Origin of the sequence: Pseudomonas frederiksbergensis (assembly GCF_035751725.1) — a bacterium.
Classification (GTDB): domain Bacteria; phylum Pseudomonadota; class Gammaproteobacteria; order Pseudomonadales; family Pseudomonadaceae; genus Aquipseudomonas; species Aquipseudomonas frederiksbergensis_A.
Map to the genome: position 1 here is coordinate 3,479,086 of NZ_CP142104.1, position 19,843 is coordinate 3,498,928.

Consider the following 19,843-nt stretch of genomic DNA (forward strand, 5'->3'; position numbering starts at 1 on the left):
GTTGACGGCACTGGCCGTCTTATAAAAATCAGATTCAGTGACGGGGTAGCGGATGCAGGTCACAGTTGCGTCCTGCCTTCACCACTTGTCCAGGCAGGTCATGCCCCAGCAATGACGGCAAGGTGCGCGATAGCGTCAGCAACTTCTGGAGGTCGATGCCTGTCGTAATACCCATTTCATCGCAGAGATTCACCAAGTCTTCGGTGCATATGTTCCCGGACGCGCCCGGCGCAAAAGGACATCCACCCAGCCCACCCAGCGAAGCGTCAAAACGACGAGCGCCAGCTTCATAAGCAGCCAATACGTTGCTCAGTCCCAAGCCACGGGTGTTATGAAAGTGAAGGGTTATCGCGGATGCTGGCAATCGACCTAACAGGCGTTGCACAAGTCGATAAACCTGACGGGGATTTGCCATCCCAGTTGTATCTGCCAACGTAATGCCCTGTACTCCGAGTTCCAGATAGGCTTCCACCAACCGCATGACGACGTCCTCGTCAATGTGGCCTTCGAACGGGCAGCCGAACGTTGTCGCGACCGTGCCGTTCAGGCGGACAGTGCTGTCGCGGGCAAGCGACACCACTTCATCAAATGCGGCCAGCGATTGTTCGCGGGTCATTCGCATATTCGCCTGGTTATGGCTTTGACTTGCCGACAGCACCAGGTTCAGTTCGTCTGCATTGGCCTGAATAGCGCGCTGAGCGCCTTTCAAATTCGGTATGAGGGCAACGTAGATAACACCAGCATGACGCTTGATGCCCTGGAACACTTGCTCCCCGTCGCGCAAGGCTGGAATGGCCTTGGGGGAGACAAAAGAGCCCGCTTCGATGCGGCTGAAACCGCACGACGACAGCTCATTGATCAGGTTGATCTTGTCCGCCGTTTCAACCCAGACAGGTTCAATTTGCAGCCCATCGCGCGGGGAGACTTCCTGGATGATGAGGCGCTGCGAGTAGTCAGTAATCATTGCACCACCCCCCCATCCTTCAAGCGCTGAATCATCTCTTCACTCAGACCTAGATCGCCCAGCACCGCTTGGGTGTGCTGGCCCAGGCTCGGTCCTTGCCAATTCACATTGCCTGGTGTGTCGGACATTTTAGGAACGATGCCTGGCATCTTGACGGAGGCTCCACCCGGAAGATCTGCATCTAAAATCATGCCGCGAGCCAGATAGTGTGGGTCGGCAACGATGTCCGCTACAGAGTAGATGCGCCCGGCAGGCACTTCGGCCTTTTCTAACGTGTCGAGGACGTAATCGATGGGATGCCTGGAGCTCCATTGGCTGATGGCCTCGTCAAGCAGGTTGCACTGGATAGCCCGACCATCATTGTGCGCAAAAGCAGGATTCTCGCCTAAATCAGACCGGCCAATTGCAGCCATAAGACGTTTGAAAATGGGGTCGCTGTTGCCTGCAATCACTACGTACGCACCATCGCAGGTAGGGTAGGTGTTCGATGGCGCGATACCCGGTAGCGCGCCGCCGCTGCGCTCACGGACATGGCCAAGCATGTCGTACTCCGGCACGAGACTTTCCATGACGTTGAAGACGCTTTCTGCCAGTGATACGTCCACCACTTGCCCCTCACCCTGCCCCGTCTTGACCCGCAGGAGCGACATCAGTGCGCCGATGACCGCATGCATCGAAGCCAGGGAATCTCCAAGGCTCACGCCGACGCGTGCCGGCGGAATCCCGGGAGTGCCGGTGGTGTACCGAATTCCGCCCATCGCCTCGCCAATAGCACCAAAACCAGGACGGTCACGATACGGGCCCGATTGGCCATAGCCGGAGATCCGCACCAAGGTCAGCTTGGGGTTCAGCTCACGCAGGACATCCCAGCCAATGCCTAATTTTTCAAGTGCACCAGGCCGCAGGTTTTCAATCAGAACATCGGCGCTTTGCGCCAGCTGCTTGACGATAGCGATGCCTTCGGGGGACTTGAGATTCAGTGCCAAAGACTTCTTGTTCCGCGATTGCAGGTACCACCAAAGGGAGGTGCCCTCATGCAACTTTCGCCATTTTCGAAGGGGATCCCCCTGCCCCAGCGTCTCGATCTTGATAACCTCAGCGCCAAACTCCGCCATGATGCGCGCAGCAAAAGGGGCAGCAATAAGGGTACCGATTTCAATTACGCGGATACCGCTAAGAGCAGTCATGGGTTGTCCTCTGTATTTCTTGGAATTTGAGCCAAGACTAGAGGACAGATCCCCGCATAATCCAACGGTGATTTGGAAAGGGGTGTTCGCGTTTCGCGAACGAATGTTTCAAGGCTGGGATTGTTGGAGATGATCAAATAACAACCGGCTAACCGGCGACAGGGACTCGCGCTCACGCACCAGCAACATTAGCGTACGGTTGGACCACTCATCACTGAGGTGTACCGCTGTCAGGCCCAACCCCCTTCCGAATAGCTCAAACGCTTTCAGCGGCAGAATGCCGATGCCCATATTGGCTTGAACCATACGGCACACTGCGTCGAAACCTGGAACATGAATACGCAGACGCAAGGGTTCGCCCAGCGCTTTCGCCGCTGCATGGATACGGTTATTGATGGAGCTGGCGGAGTGCAGGCCTATTTGGTCGTATTTCAATGTCTGTAGAAATGCGACTTCGTCAAAGCTTGCTAGCGGATGGTCATTGCGCATGGCTACGATAAGGCGGTCACTGCGATATGGCACGCTGAAGAGACCTTGCGAATCGCTATCCATTGAACAGATACCAACGTCGGCCACACCGTCGATGATGCCTTGAACTACCCCATCACTAGGGCGCTCTTCCAAATCAACCTTCACTTGAGAATGATTTAATACGAAATCGTGCAGATCCTCCGGTAAGAACTGGATGATCGCCGACAGATTGGCAAGCATGCGAACGTAGCCACGCAGCCCCTGCAAGTGCTCCCCAACCTCAATACCAACCTTCTCGACCTCGGTCAGCATACGACGGGCATGGTGTAAGAGCGTTTCACCCGCCGCCGTCAGCGTCATTCCTTTTGCAGTGCGCGAAAACAAGGGTATGCCCAGCACCACTTCAAGCTCCACCAACCGCTTGCTGGCAGCCGAAACTGCGATGGCTTCTCTCGATGCAGCGCGCGTCAATGTGCCTTCCTCATGGACAGCCACGAACAACTGCAGGGTTACTAGGTCCAGGCGCCGGATGAGCTGTTTATGGAGCATTAGACGTTTCCAGCAATGGAGAGAAAAACTAGCTTAACCTAGTGCAGCCGTAGTCATAGAATTCAATGTGTGCCTATAAATCCAGCGGCGGCACGCGGCGATTTCTTGCGTCTCACCAGCGACCAGATCGGCGGCAATTTATCGCCGCTCAAGGTGTTCAGAGATCAACGACGGCCTACGAGATGCCCGGCGGCGTCTCAGCATGGGAAGTTCTTTAGCTCAAGTCGTGAAGTTCTTTGGTGGTCGCCGGGCCGATGGTGAACTCGGAAAAGCGCGCTTGGAGACCGCTGCGCTCAGGCGTACAAGCTGTCGGCCCCACCTCATAACTGTCTGCTTCCGGGAACGGGGCCAGACGCAGCAGAGGCCAGAAAATGCCGTCACAGGAGGCCTGGATCCGCAGGGAGCCTTTTGAGACAGTGACCCGCAGATAGAAGTCTTCAAGTTCTTTGAAAGGTTGGGAGACTGACCAGTCCGATTTATCGTCCGTGACGACGGTACTCAGAAATAATTCACCGTCGGTGAACTCCACCCCCGTTTTTATCCAGCGCGTTTCGTCAATTCGCACCATCAGGCCGGCTTGATCGTAAAGGGTACGAAATTCACCTTGGATACGAATCTGCGCAGTGAATTCGCTAGCCGTTGGGAAACCCAGGAAATGACCGGTATCTCGCATGAAGCCGTAATGAGTTTTACGCCAGAAGTCGGTTTGCTCATCGGTGGTGATCGTGAGGCCGGTTCCATCCGCCACCCAATCTGCGGGTGGGTTCAGCCACGTTCCGGTACGCATGTCGATGCTCATAGTTTTATCCCTTTGTCCAAATGTTAACGCAAGTGATAGGCGTCGATGGCGTTGAGTTCATAAAACGCGCAGCTATCTCAGACTGCGTTTTGACGAGTCGTTCAGCAATAGCCTTGACTTGTGCGTAAGTCGCTGCGGTGGTGCAGACGGGCCAGTCCGAGCCGAACTAAATGCGCCCCAGGCCAAACTCTGTTAGTGCGAGGGAGCGTTCAACAAGACTACGACGGCCAATTCCCTCACGCACCACCATGCTTTCCTCTCGCCCTTCGCCCTGCATTTCTTTCAGGAGCTCAAAATCAGGTCAGCCTGGACGTCATTGATCGCTGCCAAAACCTAGAACTATAAGATCGTAACGGCGGACGCTTTAACATTGCTCTTGCACAACCAGCAAGCATTGGGTGCAGCGATAGGAGAAATAACCAAGTGGTTATCAGAGTAGGGTGGGAAGTGTTGCGGGTCATGCGATGCTGCCATGGGCGCCAAGAATTTTTCACGACAAAATCACGCACCGGGGGACATGCGCTTCAGCGTGGGTTGCTGTAATGAGACAGATTGAACAGCGTTGTCTTCTCGGTATGAAACTCACTGAAAAGCCAATCGCTGGGTGTCGGATACGTCGGCCACCAAGCCATGGATTGCAGGTTGGGAGCGGTGTCCAGCTTCTTGGCCTTATCCCAGATCACCCCCCACTCGCCGGGGCGTAACTCCACTTCCAAGCCAACCTGAGACGCCGTCGCCTGGAACAGTTCAGCAGCGTTTGCATAGACACCGCTGATGTACTGCATCGAGACCTTCCAGTCCTGCTTGGGTACACCGGAGGCTTCCAACAATTGTCGGGCTTTATCCAGATCGTAAGAAGCCATGGGCACGCTGGCATGCCCCCAGATACTGCTGGGCAACGGGCCCTTGGGAACGCTGCCGTAGCCATGCAGAATATCTTTGGTGACACTGTCGTAATCCCAGAGATACTGCAGCGCCTGACGAAATGCCAGGTTGTCCGTAGGGTACTTCTGGGTATTGATCAGAAACTGGAAGTTCTTCCACGAAGGCGCGGTGCTCACTTTGATCGAAGGGTTCTCTCCCAACACCTTGAGCTGGTCAAGAGGAATATCCCAGGCGACACCGGCCTCGCCATTCTTGATCATCTGGGTACGGGTAGAGGCTTCGGACACGACTTTTACGATGACCCGATCGAATTGCCCTTCTTTCCAGCCGCCCCAGTAGCCATCGAAACGTTCGAGCACCACTTGCTGGCCCTGTTCGACCTGCCCAAGCTTATAAGGGCCGGTTCCGATCGCGTTGGGAGCCATCATCCAGTCGTGCCCTTTTTCCACTGCCGCTGGTGCAATGATGTAAGCAGCGTACTGACCTGCCGCGATCAGATTGGCCGGCGTGGGATTTTGAAACTTGAGCACCACCGTATCGTCAGCGACGACCTCGACGGAATCCAACGCTTTCCATACATACGCAGCGCCTTGTTTCAGCGCCTTCACGTATTCAATGGATTTTTTGACCGCTGCGGCATTGAACGCCGAACCGTCATGAAACTTAACGCCGTGTCGCAGCTTGAAGGTCCAGGTCTTGCCGTTGTCGCTGCTTTCCCAGGACGTGGCCAGCCCAGGGGAAAACTCCTCGGCACTGCCCGGAGCGTTATAGACAAGAAGCGTCTCGTAGATATTACCCAGCACCCTCACCTCTTCCGAAAACGCCGAGGCTGGATCCCAATCCTTGAAAGAGGCTCGGTCAGCGACAACCAAGGTATTGTTGGCCGCACACACCAAGCCACTGGTCAACGGCGCGGTAACGGAAAGCGCCATCAACCCTGCCATCAAGGTTCTTTTGAAGTTCATTGGTGTTCCTCTTATTTTTATGATGGGCGCAGCGAATCACTTGCACGAGCAGGCCTTAATCCAACTTGGATGGACGACGTGATTGGTCGGTCGTGAACCTGCCTGAGCGTTGTGGCCCATTATTGATCTGCCGTACGGCCAGCTCAATTTCGCGAACACTAAGAAAAAAACGCCCGATGACGCTTGAAAGCGTCACCTAGCGTCTGTTTTCAAGGCAGGGTTAGAACAACGGCGGAACAAGGTTGAACTCACCCTCGGACGGGCGGATCAGCAGCCGCGCCCTGACCTCGCTGGGGATCTCAGGGGCATCGACCGGAAAGCAGCTGCAACTGGAAAGCGCGTTGCGCAGATCGATCGACTCGCCCAAGTACTCAAACACAATCTGAGCACCAAAAGGACGTCGAAAATTGTCACCGGAGACGCCAAGCACCAAGCCATTGAGAAAGCGGAAACGACTGCGGTAGGAGGGGTAAAGCGCCGACCAGATATAGCCCCGAGACGATAGGTATTCGTGCTCGACGATGTAAATCAGATCGGATGAGGCAAAGCAGAACCCCCGATATTTATTGATGCCGAAACTCTTCAGTTGGTCATCACCCAACCTCACTCGCTCGTAGGTTTTACTCAATATCTTGTTGCCGGAACGGGTCAGGCGGGTTATCGACTTGATCACCTCCCCTGATCCGGAGGGCGACATCAAATAGACGAAGTAGTAACCCTGGTACTTCGACAGCTCCTGCGCGGAGCTTGGAAAAAAATCGGTTGGTACAGCACTGTCCGGCTCTCGCGCCGTGCGCTGCCTGTTGAGCAGAGCGCGGAACGACTCGTGCTCGGAGAATATTTCATCCTCATCCACCCCGAAAAAAGCGCATATCTTGCGAAGGGTGAAGAGCGAGGGAGTCGCCTGCGCCCCCAGGTATTTGTTGAACTGTTGGCGGTTGATATCGAGGGAGCGGCACACCATCGCCACCGACTTGTAGTACCCGCAGAGAAGGCGCAAGTTTTCACTGAAGTCTTGCATCGACCGGGCTGAATTGGAGCTCGCCATTAAAATATTCCTAACGCCACAATGAACAACATACTGGGCTGATCGCCGCTTCGGATCGCGTTCCTGAGCTTGGCAGCGCCAAGCCGTGATCGACGTAAGCACCAAGCCCGACCATAGCGCCTGGGCGAGGGGTGTTCAACCGATACACATGTCTCGGTCTGAACCCGCTCACCTTTATTAACCTCAGCGCCGAGGCAGGTGCTTCCCCTATCAGGCGCGTCATCGCCCAACAACCTTCGCCCCCTGCAATTCTATAATCGGTCCTGAGTCATCGGTGTGCTTCGAGCAATCGCGCTCAAGACCCCTACCCTCCTTCTATCGTCTTCCAATCACAAACTCATCTCAGGGGCTTGCACTGCTGGTATTATGGTATACCATCAGACGCACAAGCTTTTTCATTCCAACCGGAGCAGCTCATGAGTTTCGAAATCCGCAAGATCGTCAGCTATGTCGAAGAAACCTTTATCGAAGGCGGCAAGGCTACTGACAAGCCTGTGACCATGGTCGGGCTGGCCGTCGTGATGAAAAACCCTTGGCTGGGTCGCGGCTTTGTCGAAGACCTGAAGCCTGAAATCCGCGCCAACTGCTCCGACCTCGGCGCGCTGATGGTCGAACGCCTGGTCGGCATCATCGGCGGCGCCGAGAAGATCGAAGCCTACGGCAAGGCCGCTGTAGTAGGCGCCGACGGTGAAATCGAGCACGCCTCGGCCGTCATCCACACCTTGCGCTTCGGCAACCACTACCGCGAAGCGGTCAAGGCCAAGAGTTATCTGAGTTTCACCAACAAGCGCGGCGGCCCTGGCACCTCGATTCAGATTCCGATGATGCACAAGGACGACGAAGGCCTGCGGTCACACTACATCACCCTGGAAATGCAAATTGAAGACGCCCCCCGCGCCGACGAGATCGTCGTGGTGCTGGGCTGCGCCGACGGCGGTCGCTTGCACCCGCGCATCGGCAACCGCTACATCGACCTGGAAGAACTGGCTGCCGAAAACGCCCAGTAATCAAGGTTGATCAGAACAACAAGAAGGCATGCAGGAGCGCTCCATGATTCGGCTCACCGCTGAACTCACCCCGGCGGGCACCAGTTACCTGGCGACCGGCCAAGGCCAGCCCGTGGTTTTGATCCACGGCGTGGGCCTGAACAAAGAAATGTGGGGCGGCCAGGTGGTTGGCCTGGCCACGAAGTACCGTGTGATTGCCTACGACATGCTGGGCCACGGCGCCAGCCCACGCCCGGAAAGCGGCACGCCCCTGCTGGGCTATGCCGACCAACTGCTGGAGTTGCTCGATCATTTGCAACTGCCCCAGGCAACGGTGATCGGCTTTTCCATGGGTGGGCTGGTGGCGCGGGCGTTTGCCCTGCATTACCCGCAGCGCCTGCAAGGATTGGTGGTGCTCAACAGCGTGTTCAATCGCAGCGCCGAACAGCGCGCCGGCGTCATTGCGCGCACCGCGCAGGCCGCCGAGCACGGGCCGGACGCCAACGCCGAAGCCGCCCTGTCGCGCTGGTTCAGCCGTGAATATCAGGCGGCCAATCCGGCGCAGATCGCCGCGCTGCGCCAGACCTTGGCAGGGAACGATCCGCAGGGTTACCTGACCACTTATGAACTGTTCGCCACTCAAGATATGTACCGCGCGGAAGATCTGGCGAGTATTCAGGTGCCGACATTGGTCGCCACGGGCGAACTGGATCCTGGCTCTACGCCGGAAATGGCCGAGCAACTGGCCGAGCGAATTCCCGGTGCGACCGTTGCGGTGCTCGCCGAGCAGCGGCATATGATGCCCGTGGAATCGCCGCGCCTGGTCAACCAGCTGTTGCTGGAATTTCTCGACACGGTTAACGCCCGACAAAACCAAATAAAGGGGATCGTTGCATGACACTCGCACGCTTCCAGATGTGCATCGGCGGTGAATGGGTCGATGCCCTCTCCGGCAAGACCTTTGAAAGCCTGAACCCGGCCCTGGCTCAAGCCTGGGCCGAATTACCCGATGCCGACGAAGCCGATGTCGAGCGCGCCGTGCAGGCTGCGCAGTCGGCTTTCGACAGCCCGGCCTGGCGCGGCCTGAGCGCTACCGCTCGTGGCAAATTGCTGCGTCGTCTTGGTGACCTGATTGCCGAAAACAAAGAACAATTGGCCCAGTTGGAAAGCCGCGACAACGGCAAACTGATCCGCGAAACCCGCGGCCAGGTCAGCTACCTGCCGGAGTTCTTCCACTACACCGCAGGCCTGGCCGACAAGCTCGAAGGCGGCACCCTGCCCCTCGATAAGCCGGACATGTTTGCCTATACGGTGCATGAAGCCATGGGCGTGGTGGCGGCGATCATTCCCTGGAACAGCCCGCTGTACCTCACTGCAATCAAACTGGCGCCGGCCCTTGCGGCAGGCAATACCATTGTGATCAAACCGTCCGAGCACGCCTCGGCAACCATTCTTGAACTGGCTCGCCTGGCGCTGGAAGCCGGCATCCCGCCGGGCGTGGTCAACGTGGTCACCGGTTATGGCCCAAGCACGGGCGCCGCCCTCACCCGCCATCCGCTGGTGCGCAAGATCGCCTTCACCGGCGGCGCGGCCACGGCCCGGCATGTGGTGCGCAGCAGCGCGGAGAACTTCGCCAAGCTGTCGCTGGAGCTGGGCGGCAAATCACCGAATATCATTTTCGCCGATGCCGACCTGGACAGTGCGATCAACGGCGCGATTGCGGGGATTTATGCGGCCTCAGGTCAAAGCTGCGTCTCTGGCTCACGGCTGCTGGTGCAGGACGAAATCTATGATGAGTTCGTCGATCGTCTGGTCGAACGCGCCAAGCGCATCCGCATCGGCAACCCGCAGGAAGACAGTAGCGAAATGGGCCCGATGGCCACTGCGCAACAACTGGCCGTGGTCGAAGGCTTGGTAGCCGATGCCGTGGCCGAGGGTGCGCGTCTGCGTCTGGGCGGCAAGCGTCCAGAGAATCTGGGGGATGGCTGGTTCTATGAGCCAACCCTGTTCGAATGCGACCGCAACTCGATGAAGATTATGCAGGAAGAGGTGTTCGGTCCGGTGGCCTCGGTCATCCGTTTCAAAGATGAAGCCGAAGCGCTGGCGATTGCCAACGACTCGCAGTTCGGCCTCGCCGCCGGCATCTGGACCCGCGACCTGGGGCGAGCCCATCGCCTGGCCCGGGACGTTCGCTCGGGGATTATCTGGGTCAACACCTACCGTGCTGTCTCGGCCATGGCGCCGATCGGCGGTTTCAAGAACAGCGGCTATGGACGCGAGAGCGGCATCGATTCGGTGCTGGCCTACACCGAGCTGAAAACGGTGTGGATCAACCTCTCTCAGGCCCCCATGCCTGATCCCTTCGTGATGCGCTAGGAGACCGCCGACATGATCGAACCCGGCATTTACAAAGACGTCATGAGCTCGTTCCCTTCCGGGGTCACGGTGGTCACCACCCTGGACCCGGACGGTGGCATCGTCGGCATCACGGCCAGCGCCTTCAGTGCGCTGTCGATCGATCCCGCCCTGGTGCTTTTCTGCCCGAACTATGCCTCGGACACTTACCCGATCCTGCGTAACAGCAAGCAGTTTGCGATTCATCTCCTATCGGCCGAGCAGACTGCCGAAGCCTATGCGTTTGCTGGCAAAGGCAAGGACAAGGCCAAGGGCATCGAGTGGCACCTCAGCGAACTGGGCAACCCACTGTTGGGCAAGGCCACGGCGATCATCGAGTGCGAGCTGTGGCGTGAATACGACGGTGGCGATCACGCGATCATCGTCGGCGCGGTGAAAAACCTGATTCTGCCCGAGCAACCGGTCACACCGATGATTTATCACAAAGGCAAGTTGGGCCCACTGCCCACCTTGGCCTGACATCTACACAAAACCCTGTGGGAGCAAGCTGCCACAGGGGTTCGTCACATTTTCCAGGAGCCGGCATGAACCCAGCAGCCTCGCAACTGTTCCGCCAGCAAGCCTACATCGACGGCCAATGGCTGGAGGCGCCCGACGGCGCCCATCAGGACATTTACAACCCGGCCACCGGCGAAAAGATTGGCCAGGTGCCGAACCTCGGCGCCGAACATGCTCGCCAAGCCATTGAGGCCGCAAACAAAGCCTGGCCGGCATGGCGCGCACTGACCGCCAAAGAACGCAGCCAGACGCTCAAACGCTGGCATGGGCTGATGCTGGAGCACGCCGACGCCCTGGCAGAAATCCTCACTCTGGAACAGGGCAAGCCCCTTGCCGAAGCCAAGGGTGAAATCCTCTACGCTGCGAGTTTCATCGAGTGGTTCGCCGAAGAAGCCAAACGCATCTATGGCGACACCATTCCCAGCCACAAAGGCGATGCGCGCATTGTGGTCAGCAAGGAACCGATCGGCGTGGTCGCGGCCATCACCCCGTGGAACTTCCCTGCGGCGATGATCACCCGCAAGGCCGGCCCGGCGCTGGCGGCCGGCTGCCCGTGCATCGTCAAACCGGCGCCGGAAACGCCGTTTTCGGCGCTGGCCATGGCCGCGTTGGCGGAACAGGCGGGGATTCCACCGGGCATATTCAACGTCATCACCGGCGACGCCGTCGCCATCGGTGGTGAGCTGACCGCCAGCCCTCTGGTGCGCAAGCTGTCGTTCACCGGCTCCACGGCCATTGGCAAACTGTTGATGGCGCAATGTGCGCCGACGTTGAAAAAAGTCTCGCTGGAACTCGGCGGCAACGCGCCGTTCATCGTCTTCGACGACGCTGACCTGGAGCGAGCCGTGGAAGGCGCGCTGGTCGCCAAGTTCCGCAATGCCGGGCAGACCTGCGTTTGCGTCAACCGTTTTCTCGTCCAGGCCGGTATCCACGACGCCTTCGTCGCGCGCCTCGCCGAGCGAGTCGCGCAGTTGAGTGTCGGCAGCGGGTTTGAGCAAGGCGTCAACCAGGGTCCACTGATCAACGAACGCGCCGTGGCAAAGGTCGAGGACCATGTACGCGACGCCCTCACCCAGGGTGCCCGATTGCTCTGCGGTGGTGGACGACATGCCTTGGGCCACGGTTTTTTCCAGCCGACCGTCCTGGCCGGCGTCACCACGCAGATGAAAGTCGCCCGGGAGGAAACGTTCGGCCCGTTGGCCGCCGTGTTCCGCTTTGACACCGAAGCCGAGGCTGTGTACTTGGCCAATGACACCGAATTCGGCCTCGCGGCTTACTGCTACACCCGCAACCTGGGCCGGGCCTGGCGCATGAGTGAAGCATTGGAGTACGGCATGGTCGGGATCAACGAAGGGCTGATTTCCACCGAAGTCGCGCCCTTTGGCGGGATCAAATCCTCTGGGCTGGGCCGTGAAGGGTCGAAGTACGGAATCGAGGATTACCTGGAGCTCAAATACACCCTGATGGGTGGCCTGGACGACGATGGGAGCGCACAACGATGAGCAACGAAAAATATGAACAAGGCCTGAAAATCCGCACCCAGGTGCTCGGCGAAGCCTACGTGAACCGCTCGATCAAAAACGCCGATGACTTCACCCGTCCGCTTCAGGAGATGGTCACCGAGTACTGTTGGGGTCACGTCTGGGGGCGTGAGGGTTTGTCGCTTAAAGAGCGCAGCATGATAAACTTGGCGATGATTTCGGCCCTCAATCGGCCCCATGAACTCAAGCTGCATGTACGCGGCGCCTTGCGTAACGGGCTGAGCCGTGAACAAATACGCGAAATTCTGCTTCAGGTCGGTATTTATTGCGGTGTTCCCGCTGCCGTAGACAGTTTCCGGCTCGCCCGTGAAGCATTTGCCGAAGCTGATGCCGAGGCCTCCAGTTAACCCTTGGCTGTTTGATGACCTGAGCACGATGATCCTGGATCGGAGTGCTCTTTTTGCAAGGACAGCCACAATCAGAGCGGACCCCATGAAACGCCTGCCACTCGACGACAGCTTCAAGGTCAATCGCAATCCCGTTACGCTGCGCGAAATCGTGCTGGATAAACTGCGAAGCGCCATCATGAACTTCCAGCTCCTGCCGGGTGATCGCCTGGTCGAACGCGATCTGTGCGATCGCCTGGGCGTGAGCCGCACCTCCGTACGCGAAGCCTTGCGTCACCTTGAGTCCGAAGGGCTCGTCGAATTCGCCGATGCCAAGGGCCCACGGGTCGCGATCATCACCTTGGCCGACGCCGTTGACATCTATGAACTGCGTTGCGTGCTCGAAGGCCTGATCGTCCAGTTGTTCACCCTGCGGGCCAAGGCCAAGGACATCAAGGCCCTGGAAAAAGCCCTGGAGGAAAACCGCAAGGCCCTCAAGGAAGGCGAGTTGCAACAAGTCATCGATTCGGTGCAAGGCTTCTACGACGTGCTGCTCGAAGGCTCCGGCAACCACGTCGCCGCCACCCAGTTGCGCCAGTTGCAGGCGCGCATCAGCTATCTGCGGGCGACTTCGGTGTCCCAGGAAAACCGTCGCGGCAGCAGTAACCAGGAAATGGAACGCATGGTCGAGGCGATCAAGAGCGGCGATCCCCTGGCCGCCCACCAGGCCTGCGTCGACCACGTGCGCGCCGCAGCCAAGGTCGCCCTGGAATACCTCAAGCGCAAACAGGAAGAGACCGGTGAAATCCCCGAAATCATCCCGCCCATCGCCCTCAAAGAACCTCGCATAGGCCGCTAGCCATGTTCAGCCCGAGCTTTTGTCCAAAGTGCGGCGGCAGTGACCTCGATCACCGCCTGCCAGCGGGCGATACCCATGAGCGATTGATGTGTGGCGGTTGCGGCTATATTCACTACGTCAACCCGAAGATCATTGCCGGCTGCATCATCGAGCAGGACGGCAAGTACCTGCTGTGCCAACGCGCCATCCCGCCGCGCCCCGGCACCTGGACGCTGCCGGCCGGTTTCATGGAGGGTAACGAGACCACCGAACAGGCCGCGCTGCGGGAAGTCTGGGAAGAAACCGGTGTGCGCGCCGAAATCGTCTCGCCCTACTCCATCTTCAGCGTGCCGAAGATCAGCGAGGTGTACATCATCTTCCGCGCCACCGCGCTGGAGATCACCGGGCAGTTCGGCCCGGAAACCCTTGCCTACCAGTTCTTCGCCCCGGATGAAATTCCGTGGGACAGCATCTACTACCCGGCCATCCGGCAGATCCTCGAACGTTATATCGAGGAACGCCAGGCCGGGGTCTACGGCATCTACATGGGCAACGACGACAGCGGCAAGATCCACTTCATCCGCTGATACACCTCAGGGCGCGACGCCCTCGACAATGATCACCTCGGCCCGGGCCACGCCTTCGCGGTGCTTCTTCGCCTCCTGATATTGCTCCGAGTGGTAGCAAGCTACCGCTTGCTCATAAGAATCGAATTCGATCACCACGCTGCGCTGCGGCGTGGCCCTGCCCTCCATCGCTTCACTGCGCCCGCCCCGGGCCAGCATTCGACCGCCATACAAGGCGAAAGCCGCCGGCGCGCGTTGGGTGTAATGGCTGTATTGATCGGGGTAGGTGACATCCACGTGAGCAATCCAGTACGCCTTCATAGTGACCTCTCGGTTTATTTTGTATTATGGTATACCACGTGTCCTATCCATTCTGCACCCATCTCAATATAGAGAGCCCAACATGGCCTTTAACAGCATTCAGGAAATCATCGAAGACTACCGCCTCGGCAAGATGGTGTTGCTGGTGGACGACGAGGACCGGGAAAACGAAGGGGATCTGCTGCTGGCAGCCGATTGCTGCAACGCCCAGGCCATCAGCTTCATGGCCCGTGAAGCGCGAGGGCTGATCTGCCTGACCTTGACGGACGAACACTGCCAGCGCCTGGGCCTCGAGCAGATGGTGCCGAGCAATGGCAGCGTGTTCAGCACGGCGTTCACCGTGTCCATCGAAGCCGCCACTGGCGTGACCACCGGTATTTCCGCCGCCGACCGGGCACGCACTGTCGCCGCTGCCGTAGCCGCCGACGCGGGGCCCAACGATATTGTGCAGCCAGGGCATATATTCCCGCTGCGGGCCAAGGAAGGCGGTGTGCTGACCCGGGCCGGGCACACCGAAGCCGGTTGCGACCTGGCACGCCTGGCGGGTTTCACACCTGCATCGGTGATCGTCGAGGTGATGAACGATGACGGCACCATGGCCCGCCGCCCGGACCTGGAGATTTTCGCTCGCAAGCACGGCATCAAGATCGGCACCATCGCCGACCTGATCCACTACCGCCTGAGCACCGAGCACACCGTCGTGCGCATCGGCGAACGGGAACTGCCCACGGTGCACGGCACCTTCCGCCTGTTCACCTTTGAAGACCGCATCGAAGGCGGCGTGCACATGGCGATGGTCATGGGCGACATCCGCCGGGAAGAGCCGGCATTGGTGCGCGTGCATGTGATCGACCCACTGCGGGACCTGGTCGGTGCCGAATACAACGGCCCGTCCAATTGGACGTTGTGGGCGGCATTGCAACGAGTCGCCGAAGAAGGCCGTGGCGTGGTGGTCGTACTCGCCAACCACGAATCCTCCCAAGCGCTGCTCGAACGCGTACCGCAACTGACCCAGCCACCACGACAATTCAGCCGTTCCCAATCGCGCATCTATTCTGAAGTAGGCACCGGGGCGCAGATTCTGCAGGACCTGGGCGTTGGGAAGTTGCGACACCTGGGGCCGCCGCTCAAGTACGCAGGGTTGACCGGGTATGACCTGGAGGTGGTGGAGAGTATTCCTTTCACCGGATAACCCGAAGCAACACACACTCCCCCTGTGGGTGCGCAAGAAAACCAGCCAGACGGATAACCGGTACGGCAAAGTGCTTGCAGAAAGTTTGGAATACCATAATATGATATTCCATAGACCGAGCGCTCCAACCTCCCTTGGCGCGGTCAGTTGCAAGACCGATTGACCCAAAGCTCCCGATAGGTGGGCAAACAGAAGCCCATTCAATAAACACAACAATGAGGGCGTGAAAATGGTGTTGAAGAAAAGTGCAGCCGCAGTTCTTTTTGCCGGCCTGCTGAGTGTCACCAGCCAAGCATCGATGGCCGCTGAAAGCGTCAATTTCGTCAGTTGGGGTGGCAGCACCCAGGACGCGCAGAAACAGGCCTGGGCCGACCCGTTCAGCAAGGCCAGCGGCATCACCGTGGTCCAGGACGGTCCCACCGACTACGGCAAGCTCAAGGCCATGGTCGAAAGCGGTAACGTGCAGTGGGACGTGGTCGATGTCGAAGCCGACTTTGCCTTGCGTGCCGCCGCTGAAGGCCTGCTCGAACCTCTCGATTTCTCGGTGGTGCAGCGCGACAAGATCGACCCGCGTTTCGTCTCCGACCACGGTGTCGGCTCGTTTTACTTCTCGTTCGTGCTCGGCTACAACGAAGGCAAGCTCGGCGCGGGCAAGCCAACGGATTGGTCGGCGCTGTTCGACACCAAGACCTACCCCGGCAAACGCGCTCTCTACAAATGGCCAAGCCCCGGCGTGCTCGAGTTGGCCCTGCTGGCTGATGGCGTGGCGCAGGACAAGCTCTACCCGCTGGACCTGGACCGCGCCTTCAAGAAACTCGACACCATCAAGAAAGACATCGTCTGGTGGGGCGGCGGCGCCCAATCCCAACAACTGCTCGCGTCCGGCGAAGCCAGCATCGGCCAGTTCTGGAACGGCCGCATCTACGCCCTGCAACAGGACGGCGCCCCGGTCGGCGTAAGCTGGAAGCAGAACCTGGTCATGGCCGATATCCTGGTCATTCCAAAGGGCTCGAAAAACAAGGCCGCCGCCATGAAGTTCCTGGCCAACGCCAGCAGCGCCAAGGGCCAGGCTGACTTTTCCAACCTGACCGCCTACGCCCCGGTCAACGTCGACAGCGTCGCACGCCTGGATTCGGTGCTCGCTCCCAACCTGCCGACCGCCTACGCCAAGGATCAGATCACGCTTGATTTTGCGTACTGGGCCAAGAACGGTCAGGACATCGCGACACGGTGGAACGAATGGCTGGTCAAATGAAAATATCGGCAACGGCACCTCGTCACACCGGGGGCGCCGCTGGCGCTGCCGGTGCGACAACCGTCCAGGCCGTTAAGCCGCAAACGCCGTCGCGGCTGCAACGCTGGCGCGGGGCCGGCAACCTTTTGCCTGCCCTGCTCTTCCTTGGCTTGTTCTTCCTGGCGCCGCTGATCGGCCTGCTGCTGCGTGGTGTGCTGGAACCGGTGCCCGGGCTGGGCAACTACGAGCAACTTTTCGCCAACTCGGCCTATGCCCGGGTGTTGTTCAATACGTTCTCGGTGGCCGGCCTGGTGACGCTGTTCAGCCTGCTGTTGGGTTTCCCCTTGGCCTGGGCAATCACCCTGGTGCCCCGTGGCTGGGGCCGCTGGATGTTGAACATCGTGCTGCTGTCGATGTGGACCAGCCTGCTGGCCCGCACCTACTCCTGGCTGGTACTGCTGCAAGCATCGGGAGTGGTGAACAAGGCATTGATGGCCCTGGGCATCATCGACCAGCCGCTGGAGATGGTGCACAACCTCACCGGCGTGGTGATCGGCATGAGCTACATCATGATCCCGTTCATCGTCCTGCCGTTGCAGGCGACCATGCAGGCCATCGACCCGATGATCCTGCAGGCCGGCTCCATCTGCGGCGCCAGTCCCTGGACCAATTTCTTCCGGGTATTCCTGCCGCTTTGCCGGCCGGGGCTGTTCTCGGGCGGGTTGATGGTCTTCGTGATGTCCCTCGGTTACTACGTGACGCCGGCACTGCTGGGCGGCGCGCAAAACATGATGCTGCCGGAATTCATCATCCAGCAGGTGCAATCGTTCCTCAATTGGGGCCTGGCCAGTGCCGGCGCGGCCTTGTTGGTGGCGATCACCCTGGTGTTGTTCTACTTCTATCTGAAGCTCCAGCCGGAATCCCCGGTGGGCGCCAGCAACGCGAGGTAAGCCGTCATGCTCCTGACACCCAATGCCATGAGCCGGCGCATGCGGTTCGGCTTGTATTTCACCACTGGCGTGATCGCGTTGTTCCTGCTGCTGCCGATCGTGTTCATCGTGCTGTTGTCGTTCGGCTCGTCCCAGTGGCTGGTGTTTCCGCCACCGGGCTGGACATTCAAATGGTACGGCCAGTTCTTTTCCAATCCTGACTGGATGAGCGCGGCCCTGACCAGCCTCAAGGTCGCGGTGTTGACCACCGTCTGCGCCGTAGCCCTGGGCTTGCCCACCGCGTTTGCCCTGGTACGCGGGCGCTTTCCGGGCCGGGAAATGCTCTATGGCCTGTTCACCCTGCCAATGATCGTGCCGCTGGTGATCATCGCTGTGGCGGTGTACGCGCTGTTCCTCAAGCTCGGCTACACCGGGACGATGTTCGCCTTCGTGGTCAGCCATGTGATCGTCGCGCTGCCCTTCACCATTATCTCCATCATCAACTCGCTCAAGCTGTTCGACCAATCCATCGAGGATGCGGCGGTGATTTGCGGTGCCTCGCGCCTGCAAGCGGTGTTCAAGGTGACGTTCCCGGCGATTCGCCCGGGCATGGTCGCCGGTGCGCTGTTCGCGTTCCTGGTGTCATGGGACGAGGTGGTGCTGAGCGTGATGATGGCCAGCCCGACCCTGCAGACGCTGCCCGTAAAGATGTGGACCACCCTGCGCCAGGACCTGACGCCTGTGATCGCCGTCGCTTCGACGCTGCTGATCGGCCTCTCGGTATTGGTGATGGTGATCGCCGCCGCCCTGCGCCGGCGCAATGAAATCAGCGCTTGAGCGCCTAGGAGAACACAATGAGTGCTGTCAAAGACCCCGCACAACAGAACAACAAGACCCTGGTCAGCCTGCGCAACTTGAACAAGCATTACGGCGACTTTGCCGCCGTGGACGATATTTCCCTGGAGATCCAGGACGGCGAGTTCTTGACCTTCCTCGGCTCCAGCGGCTCGGGCAAGAGCACCACGCTGTCGATGCTGGCCGGGTTCGAAACTCCCAGCAGCGGCGAGATCCTGGTGGACGGCAAATCCCTGGTCAACGTGCCGCCACACAAGCGCGACATCGGCATGGTGTTCCAGCGCTACTCGTTGTTCCCCCATCTGTCGGTGCGCGACAACATTGCCTTTCCCCTGGCGATTCGCAAACTGGCCAGTGCCGAGCGCGAACGGCGGGTCGACGCTATGCTCAAACTGGTGCAACTGGGAGAATTCGCCCATCGCCGCCCTTCGCAACTGTCCGGCGGCCAGCAGCAGCGCGTGGCGATTGCCCGGGCGCTGGTCTATGAGCCACGCATCCTGCTGATGGACGAGCCCCTCGGCGCCCTGGACAAGAAATTGCGGGAAGACTTGCAGGATGAACTGCGCCAGCTGCATCGGCGCCTGGGCATCACCATCGTCTACGTCACCCATGACCAGGAAGAAGCCATGCGCCTGTCCCAGCGCATCGCCATTTTCAGCCATGGCAAGATCGTCGGCCTGGGCAGCGGCTATGACCTCTACCAGAACCCGCCGAACGCCTTTGTCGCCTCGTTCCTGGGCAACTCCAACTTCCTCAAGCTCAAGGCCCAGGGCAATGCTGCGGCGACGTTCGAAGGCCAATCGCTGTCGATCCGCCTGACCGCCGGCCTGCAATCCGAGCAGGATGTGTTGCTGATGGTGCGTCCGGAAAAAGCGTTGGCCCTGAGCGTCGAACAAGCCACCCAGGACCTGCTGCCGGCCGGCTGGAACGAAGTCTCGGCCAAGGTCGTGGAAGTGCTGTTCCTCGGCGAAAGCCAGACTTGCAGTGTAGTGACGTCCGGTGGAACGGCCATGACCGTCAAGGCGCTGTCCGCCGCAGGCATGCCGCTCAAGGCTGGCGACCCGGTGCGAGTGCGCTGGGCCACCGCCGATGCATGCGTATATACCGAATGGGCCGAAAGCGACCTCAACAAGGCTGCTGGCGCTCACTAAGACAAAGGCCCACCAAGGTGGGCCCGTTTTTTCATTGTCACCCTCGGGTCACCACAGCGTCGGGCTGTGGTGACCTTTTTTTTTGCTGCCAAGGTGATGCGGATGCGATGGTTTCAACTGCAG

General features: G+C 59.3%; 20 protein-coding genes. 13 read left to right on the forward strand and 7 right to left on the reverse strand.

Annotated features, from left to right (window positions below):
- Positions 1–34 precede the first annotated feature (34 nt).
- The 6 genes from VQ575_RS15325 to VQ575_RS15350 form a co-directional block, all read right to left on the reverse strand.
- The gene (locus VQ575_RS15325; RefSeq protein ID WP_325917878.1) at positions 35–964 is read right to left on the reverse strand and encodes a hydroxymethylglutaryl-CoA lyase; all 930 of its coding nucleotides are present in this window, start codon (positions 962–964) and stop codon (positions 35–37) included.
- Positions 961–2,151 carry a CaiB/BaiF CoA transferase family protein gene (locus VQ575_RS15330; protein WP_039589617.1) on the reverse strand — a complete coding sequence of 397 codons (1,191 nt, stop codon included), beginning with the start codon at positions 2,149–2,151 and terminating at the stop codon, positions 961–963. Before VQ575_RS15330 ends, VQ575_RS15325 begins: the two co-directional genes overlap by 4 nt.
- Positions 2,152–2,259: 108 nt before the next feature.
- Positions 2,260–3,171: a LysR family transcriptional regulator gene (locus tag VQ575_RS15335; RefSeq protein WP_039589616.1), complete on the reverse strand. Its 912-nt coding sequence runs from the start codon at positions 3,169–3,171 to the stop codon at positions 2,260–2,262.
- 214 nt (positions 3,172–3,385) lie between these two features.
- Positions 3,386–3,970, reverse strand: coding sequence for a DUF1349 domain-containing protein (locus VQ575_RS15340; protein ID WP_325917879.1), 585 nt, complete (start codon positions 3,968–3,970; stop codon positions 3,386–3,388).
- A 524-nt stretch (positions 3,971–4,494) separates the two neighbouring features.
- Entirely contained in the window at positions 4,495–5,799 is a 1,305-nt protein-coding gene (locus tag VQ575_RS15345) for an ABC transporter substrate-binding protein (protein WP_235433081.1), read from the reverse strand.
- 241 nt (positions 5,800–6,040) lie between these two features.
- Positions 6,041–6,868, reverse strand: coding sequence for a helix-turn-helix domain-containing protein (locus tag VQ575_RS15350; protein ID WP_039589608.1), 828 nt, complete (start codon positions 6,866–6,868; stop codon positions 6,041–6,043).
- Between the two features lie 416 nt (positions 6,869–7,284).
- Here VQ575_RS15350 and VQ575_RS15355 point away from each other — a divergent pair, with 416 nt between their 5' ends.
- The 8 genes from VQ575_RS15355 to VQ575_RS15390 all read left to right on the forward strand — a co-directional run bounded on the left by VQ575_RS15355 (position 7,285) and on the right by VQ575_RS15390 (position 14,059).
- Entirely contained in the window at positions 7,285–7,875 is a 591-nt protein-coding gene (locus VQ575_RS15355; protein WP_003182108.1) for an amino acid synthesis family protein, read from the forward strand.
- Positions 7,876–7,918: 43 nt separating this feature from the next.
- Positions 7,919–8,752, forward strand: coding sequence for an alpha/beta fold hydrolase (locus VQ575_RS15360; protein WP_039589603.1), 834 nt, complete (start codon positions 7,919–7,921; stop codon positions 8,750–8,752).
- On the forward strand, positions 8,749–10,230 hold the full coding sequence (locus VQ575_RS15365; RefSeq protein ID WP_039589602.1) for an aldehyde dehydrogenase: 1,482 nt from the start codon (positions 8,749–8,751) through the stop codon (positions 10,228–10,230). Before VQ575_RS15360 ends, VQ575_RS15365 begins: the two co-directional genes overlap by 4 nt.
- A gap of 12 nt (positions 10,231–10,242) precedes the next feature.
- On the forward strand, positions 10,243–10,728 hold the full coding sequence (locus VQ575_RS15370) for a flavin reductase family protein (RefSeq protein ID WP_039589600.1): 486 nt from the start codon (positions 10,243–10,245) through the stop codon (positions 10,726–10,728).
- Between the two features lie 65 nt (positions 10,729–10,793).
- Positions 10,794–12,269: an NAD-dependent succinate-semialdehyde dehydrogenase gene (locus tag VQ575_RS15375; protein ID WP_039589599.1), complete on the forward strand. Its 1,476-nt coding sequence runs from the start codon at positions 10,794–10,796 to the stop codon at positions 12,267–12,269.
- On the forward strand, positions 12,266–12,655 hold the full coding sequence (locus VQ575_RS15380) for a carboxymuconolactone decarboxylase family protein (protein ID WP_039589598.1): 390 nt from the start codon (positions 12,266–12,268) through the stop codon (positions 12,653–12,655). Before VQ575_RS15375 ends, VQ575_RS15380 begins: the two co-directional genes overlap by 4 nt.
- Positions 12,656–12,740: 85 nt before the next feature.
- Positions 12,741–13,493, forward strand: coding sequence for a GntR family transcriptional regulator (locus VQ575_RS15385; RefSeq protein ID WP_039589596.1), 753 nt, complete (start codon positions 12,741–12,743; stop codon positions 13,491–13,493).
- Positions 13,494–13,495: 2 nt separating this feature from the next.
- On the forward strand, positions 13,496–14,059 hold the full coding sequence (locus tag VQ575_RS15390) for an NUDIX hydrolase (RefSeq protein ID WP_039589594.1): 564 nt from the start codon (positions 13,496–13,498) through the stop codon (positions 14,057–14,059).
- Positions 14,060–14,065: 6 nt separating this feature from the next.
- On the opposite strand, the gene VQ575_RS15395 is transcribed toward VQ575_RS15390, so the two are convergent.
- Positions 14,066–14,359, reverse strand: coding sequence for a DUF1330 domain-containing protein (locus VQ575_RS15395; RefSeq protein WP_039589592.1), 294 nt, complete (start codon positions 14,357–14,359; stop codon positions 14,066–14,068).
- Positions 14,360–14,441: 82 nt separating this feature from the next.
- On the opposite strand from VQ575_RS15395, the gene ribBA reads away from it, so the two are divergent.
- The 5 genes from ribBA (at position 14,442) to VQ575_RS15420 (ending at position 19,720) form a co-directional block, all read left to right on the forward strand.
- Positions 14,442–15,551, forward strand: a complete 1,110-nt coding sequence (gene ribBA, locus VQ575_RS15400; protein WP_039589590.1) for a bifunctional 3,4-dihydroxy-2-butanone-4-phosphate synthase/GTP cyclohydrolase II — start codon at positions 14,442–14,444, stop codon at positions 15,549–15,551.
- A gap of 229 nt (positions 15,552–15,780) precedes the next feature.
- Positions 15,781–16,806, forward strand: a complete 1,026-nt coding sequence (locus tag VQ575_RS15405) for an ABC transporter substrate-binding protein (RefSeq protein ID WP_198724828.1) — start codon at positions 15,781–15,783, stop codon at positions 16,804–16,806.
- A complete protein-coding gene (locus VQ575_RS15410; protein ID WP_198724826.1) occupies positions 16,803–17,735 on the forward strand; it encodes an ABC transporter permease in 933 nt (310 codons plus the stop codon). The genes VQ575_RS15405 and VQ575_RS15410 overlap by 4 nt, the downstream gene beginning before the upstream one ends.
- Positions 17,736–17,741: 6 nt before the next feature.
- The gene (locus VQ575_RS15415) at positions 17,742–18,551 is read left to right on the forward strand and encodes an ABC transporter permease (RefSeq protein ID WP_030142570.1); all 810 of its coding nucleotides are present in this window, start codon (positions 17,742–17,744) and stop codon (positions 18,549–18,551) included.
- A 17-nt stretch (positions 18,552–18,568) separates the two neighbouring features.
- A complete protein-coding gene (locus VQ575_RS15420; protein ID WP_039589583.1) occupies positions 18,569–19,720 on the forward strand; it encodes an ABC transporter ATP-binding protein in 1,152 nt (383 codons plus the stop codon).
- The last annotated feature ends 123 nt before the right edge of the window (positions 19,721–19,843 follow it).

Bases quoted from the DNA above. Each gene is read 5' to 3' on its own strand.
- ribBA (WP_039589590.1), top strand. From the start codon at position 14,442: ATGGCCTTTAACAGCATTCAGGAAATCATCGAAGACTACCGCCTCGGC.
- VQ575_RS15350 (WP_039589608.1), bottom strand. From the start codon at position 6,868: ATGGCGAGCTCCAATTCAGCCCGGTCGATGCAAGACTTCAGTGAAAAC.
- VQ575_RS15420 (WP_039589583.1), top strand. From the start codon at position 18,569: ATGAGTGCTGTCAAAGACCCCGCACAACAGAACAACAAGACCCTGGTC.
- VQ575_RS15325 (WP_325917878.1), bottom strand. From the start codon at position 964: ATGATTACTGACTACTCGCAGCGCCTCATCATCCAGGAAGTCTCCCCG.
- VQ575_RS15410 (WP_198724826.1), top strand. From the start codon at position 16,803: ATGAAAATATCGGCAACGGCACCTCGTCACACCGGGGGCGCCGCTGGC.
- VQ575_RS15370 (WP_039589600.1), top strand. From the start codon at position 10,243: ATGATCGAACCCGGCATTTACAAAGACGTCATGAGCTCGTTCCCTTCC.
- VQ575_RS15390 (WP_039589594.1), top strand. From the start codon at position 13,496: ATGTTCAGCCCGAGCTTTTGTCCAAAGTGCGGCGGCAGTGACCTCGAT.
- VQ575_RS15355 (WP_003182108.1), top strand. From the start codon at position 7,285: ATGAGTTTCGAAATCCGCAAGATCGTCAGCTATGTCGAAGAAACCTTT.
- VQ575_RS15335 (WP_039589616.1), bottom strand. From the start codon at position 3,171: ATGCTCCATAAACAGCTCATCCGGCGCCTGGACCTAGTAACCCTGCAG.
- VQ575_RS15360 (WP_039589603.1), top strand. From the start codon at position 7,919: ATGATTCGGCTCACCGCTGAACTCACCCCGGCGGGCACCAGTTACCTG.
- VQ575_RS15340 (WP_325917879.1), bottom strand. From the start codon at position 3,970: ATGAGCATCGACATGCGTACCGGAACGTGGCTGAACCCACCCGCAGAT.
- VQ575_RS15330 (WP_039589617.1), bottom strand. From the start codon at position 2,151: ATGACTGCTCTTAGCGGTATCCGCGTAATTGAAATCGGTACCCTTATT.
- VQ575_RS15415 (WP_030142570.1), top strand. From the start codon at position 17,742: ATGCTCCTGACACCCAATGCCATGAGCCGGCGCATGCGGTTCGGCTTG.
- VQ575_RS15380 (WP_039589598.1), top strand. From the start codon at position 12,266: ATGAGCAACGAAAAATATGAACAAGGCCTGAAAATCCGCACCCAGGTG.
- VQ575_RS15385 (WP_039589596.1), top strand. From the start codon at position 12,741: ATGAAACGCCTGCCACTCGACGACAGCTTCAAGGTCAATCGCAATCCC.
- VQ575_RS15345 (WP_235433081.1), bottom strand. From the start codon at position 5,799: ATGGCAGGGTTGATGGCGCTTTCCGTTACCGCGCCGTTGACCAGTGGC.
- VQ575_RS15395 (WP_039589592.1), bottom strand. From the start codon at position 14,359: ATGAAGGCGTACTGGATTGCTCACGTGGATGTCACCTACCCCGATCAA.
- VQ575_RS15375 (WP_039589599.1), top strand. From the start codon at position 10,794: ATGAACCCAGCAGCCTCGCAACTGTTCCGCCAGCAAGCCTACATCGAC.
- VQ575_RS15405 (WP_198724828.1), top strand. From the start codon at position 15,781: ATGGTGTTGAAGAAAAGTGCAGCCGCAGTTCTTTTTGCCGGCCTGCTG.
- VQ575_RS15365 (WP_039589602.1), top strand. From the start codon at position 8,749: ATGACACTCGCACGCTTCCAGATGTGCATCGGCGGTGAATGGGTCGAT.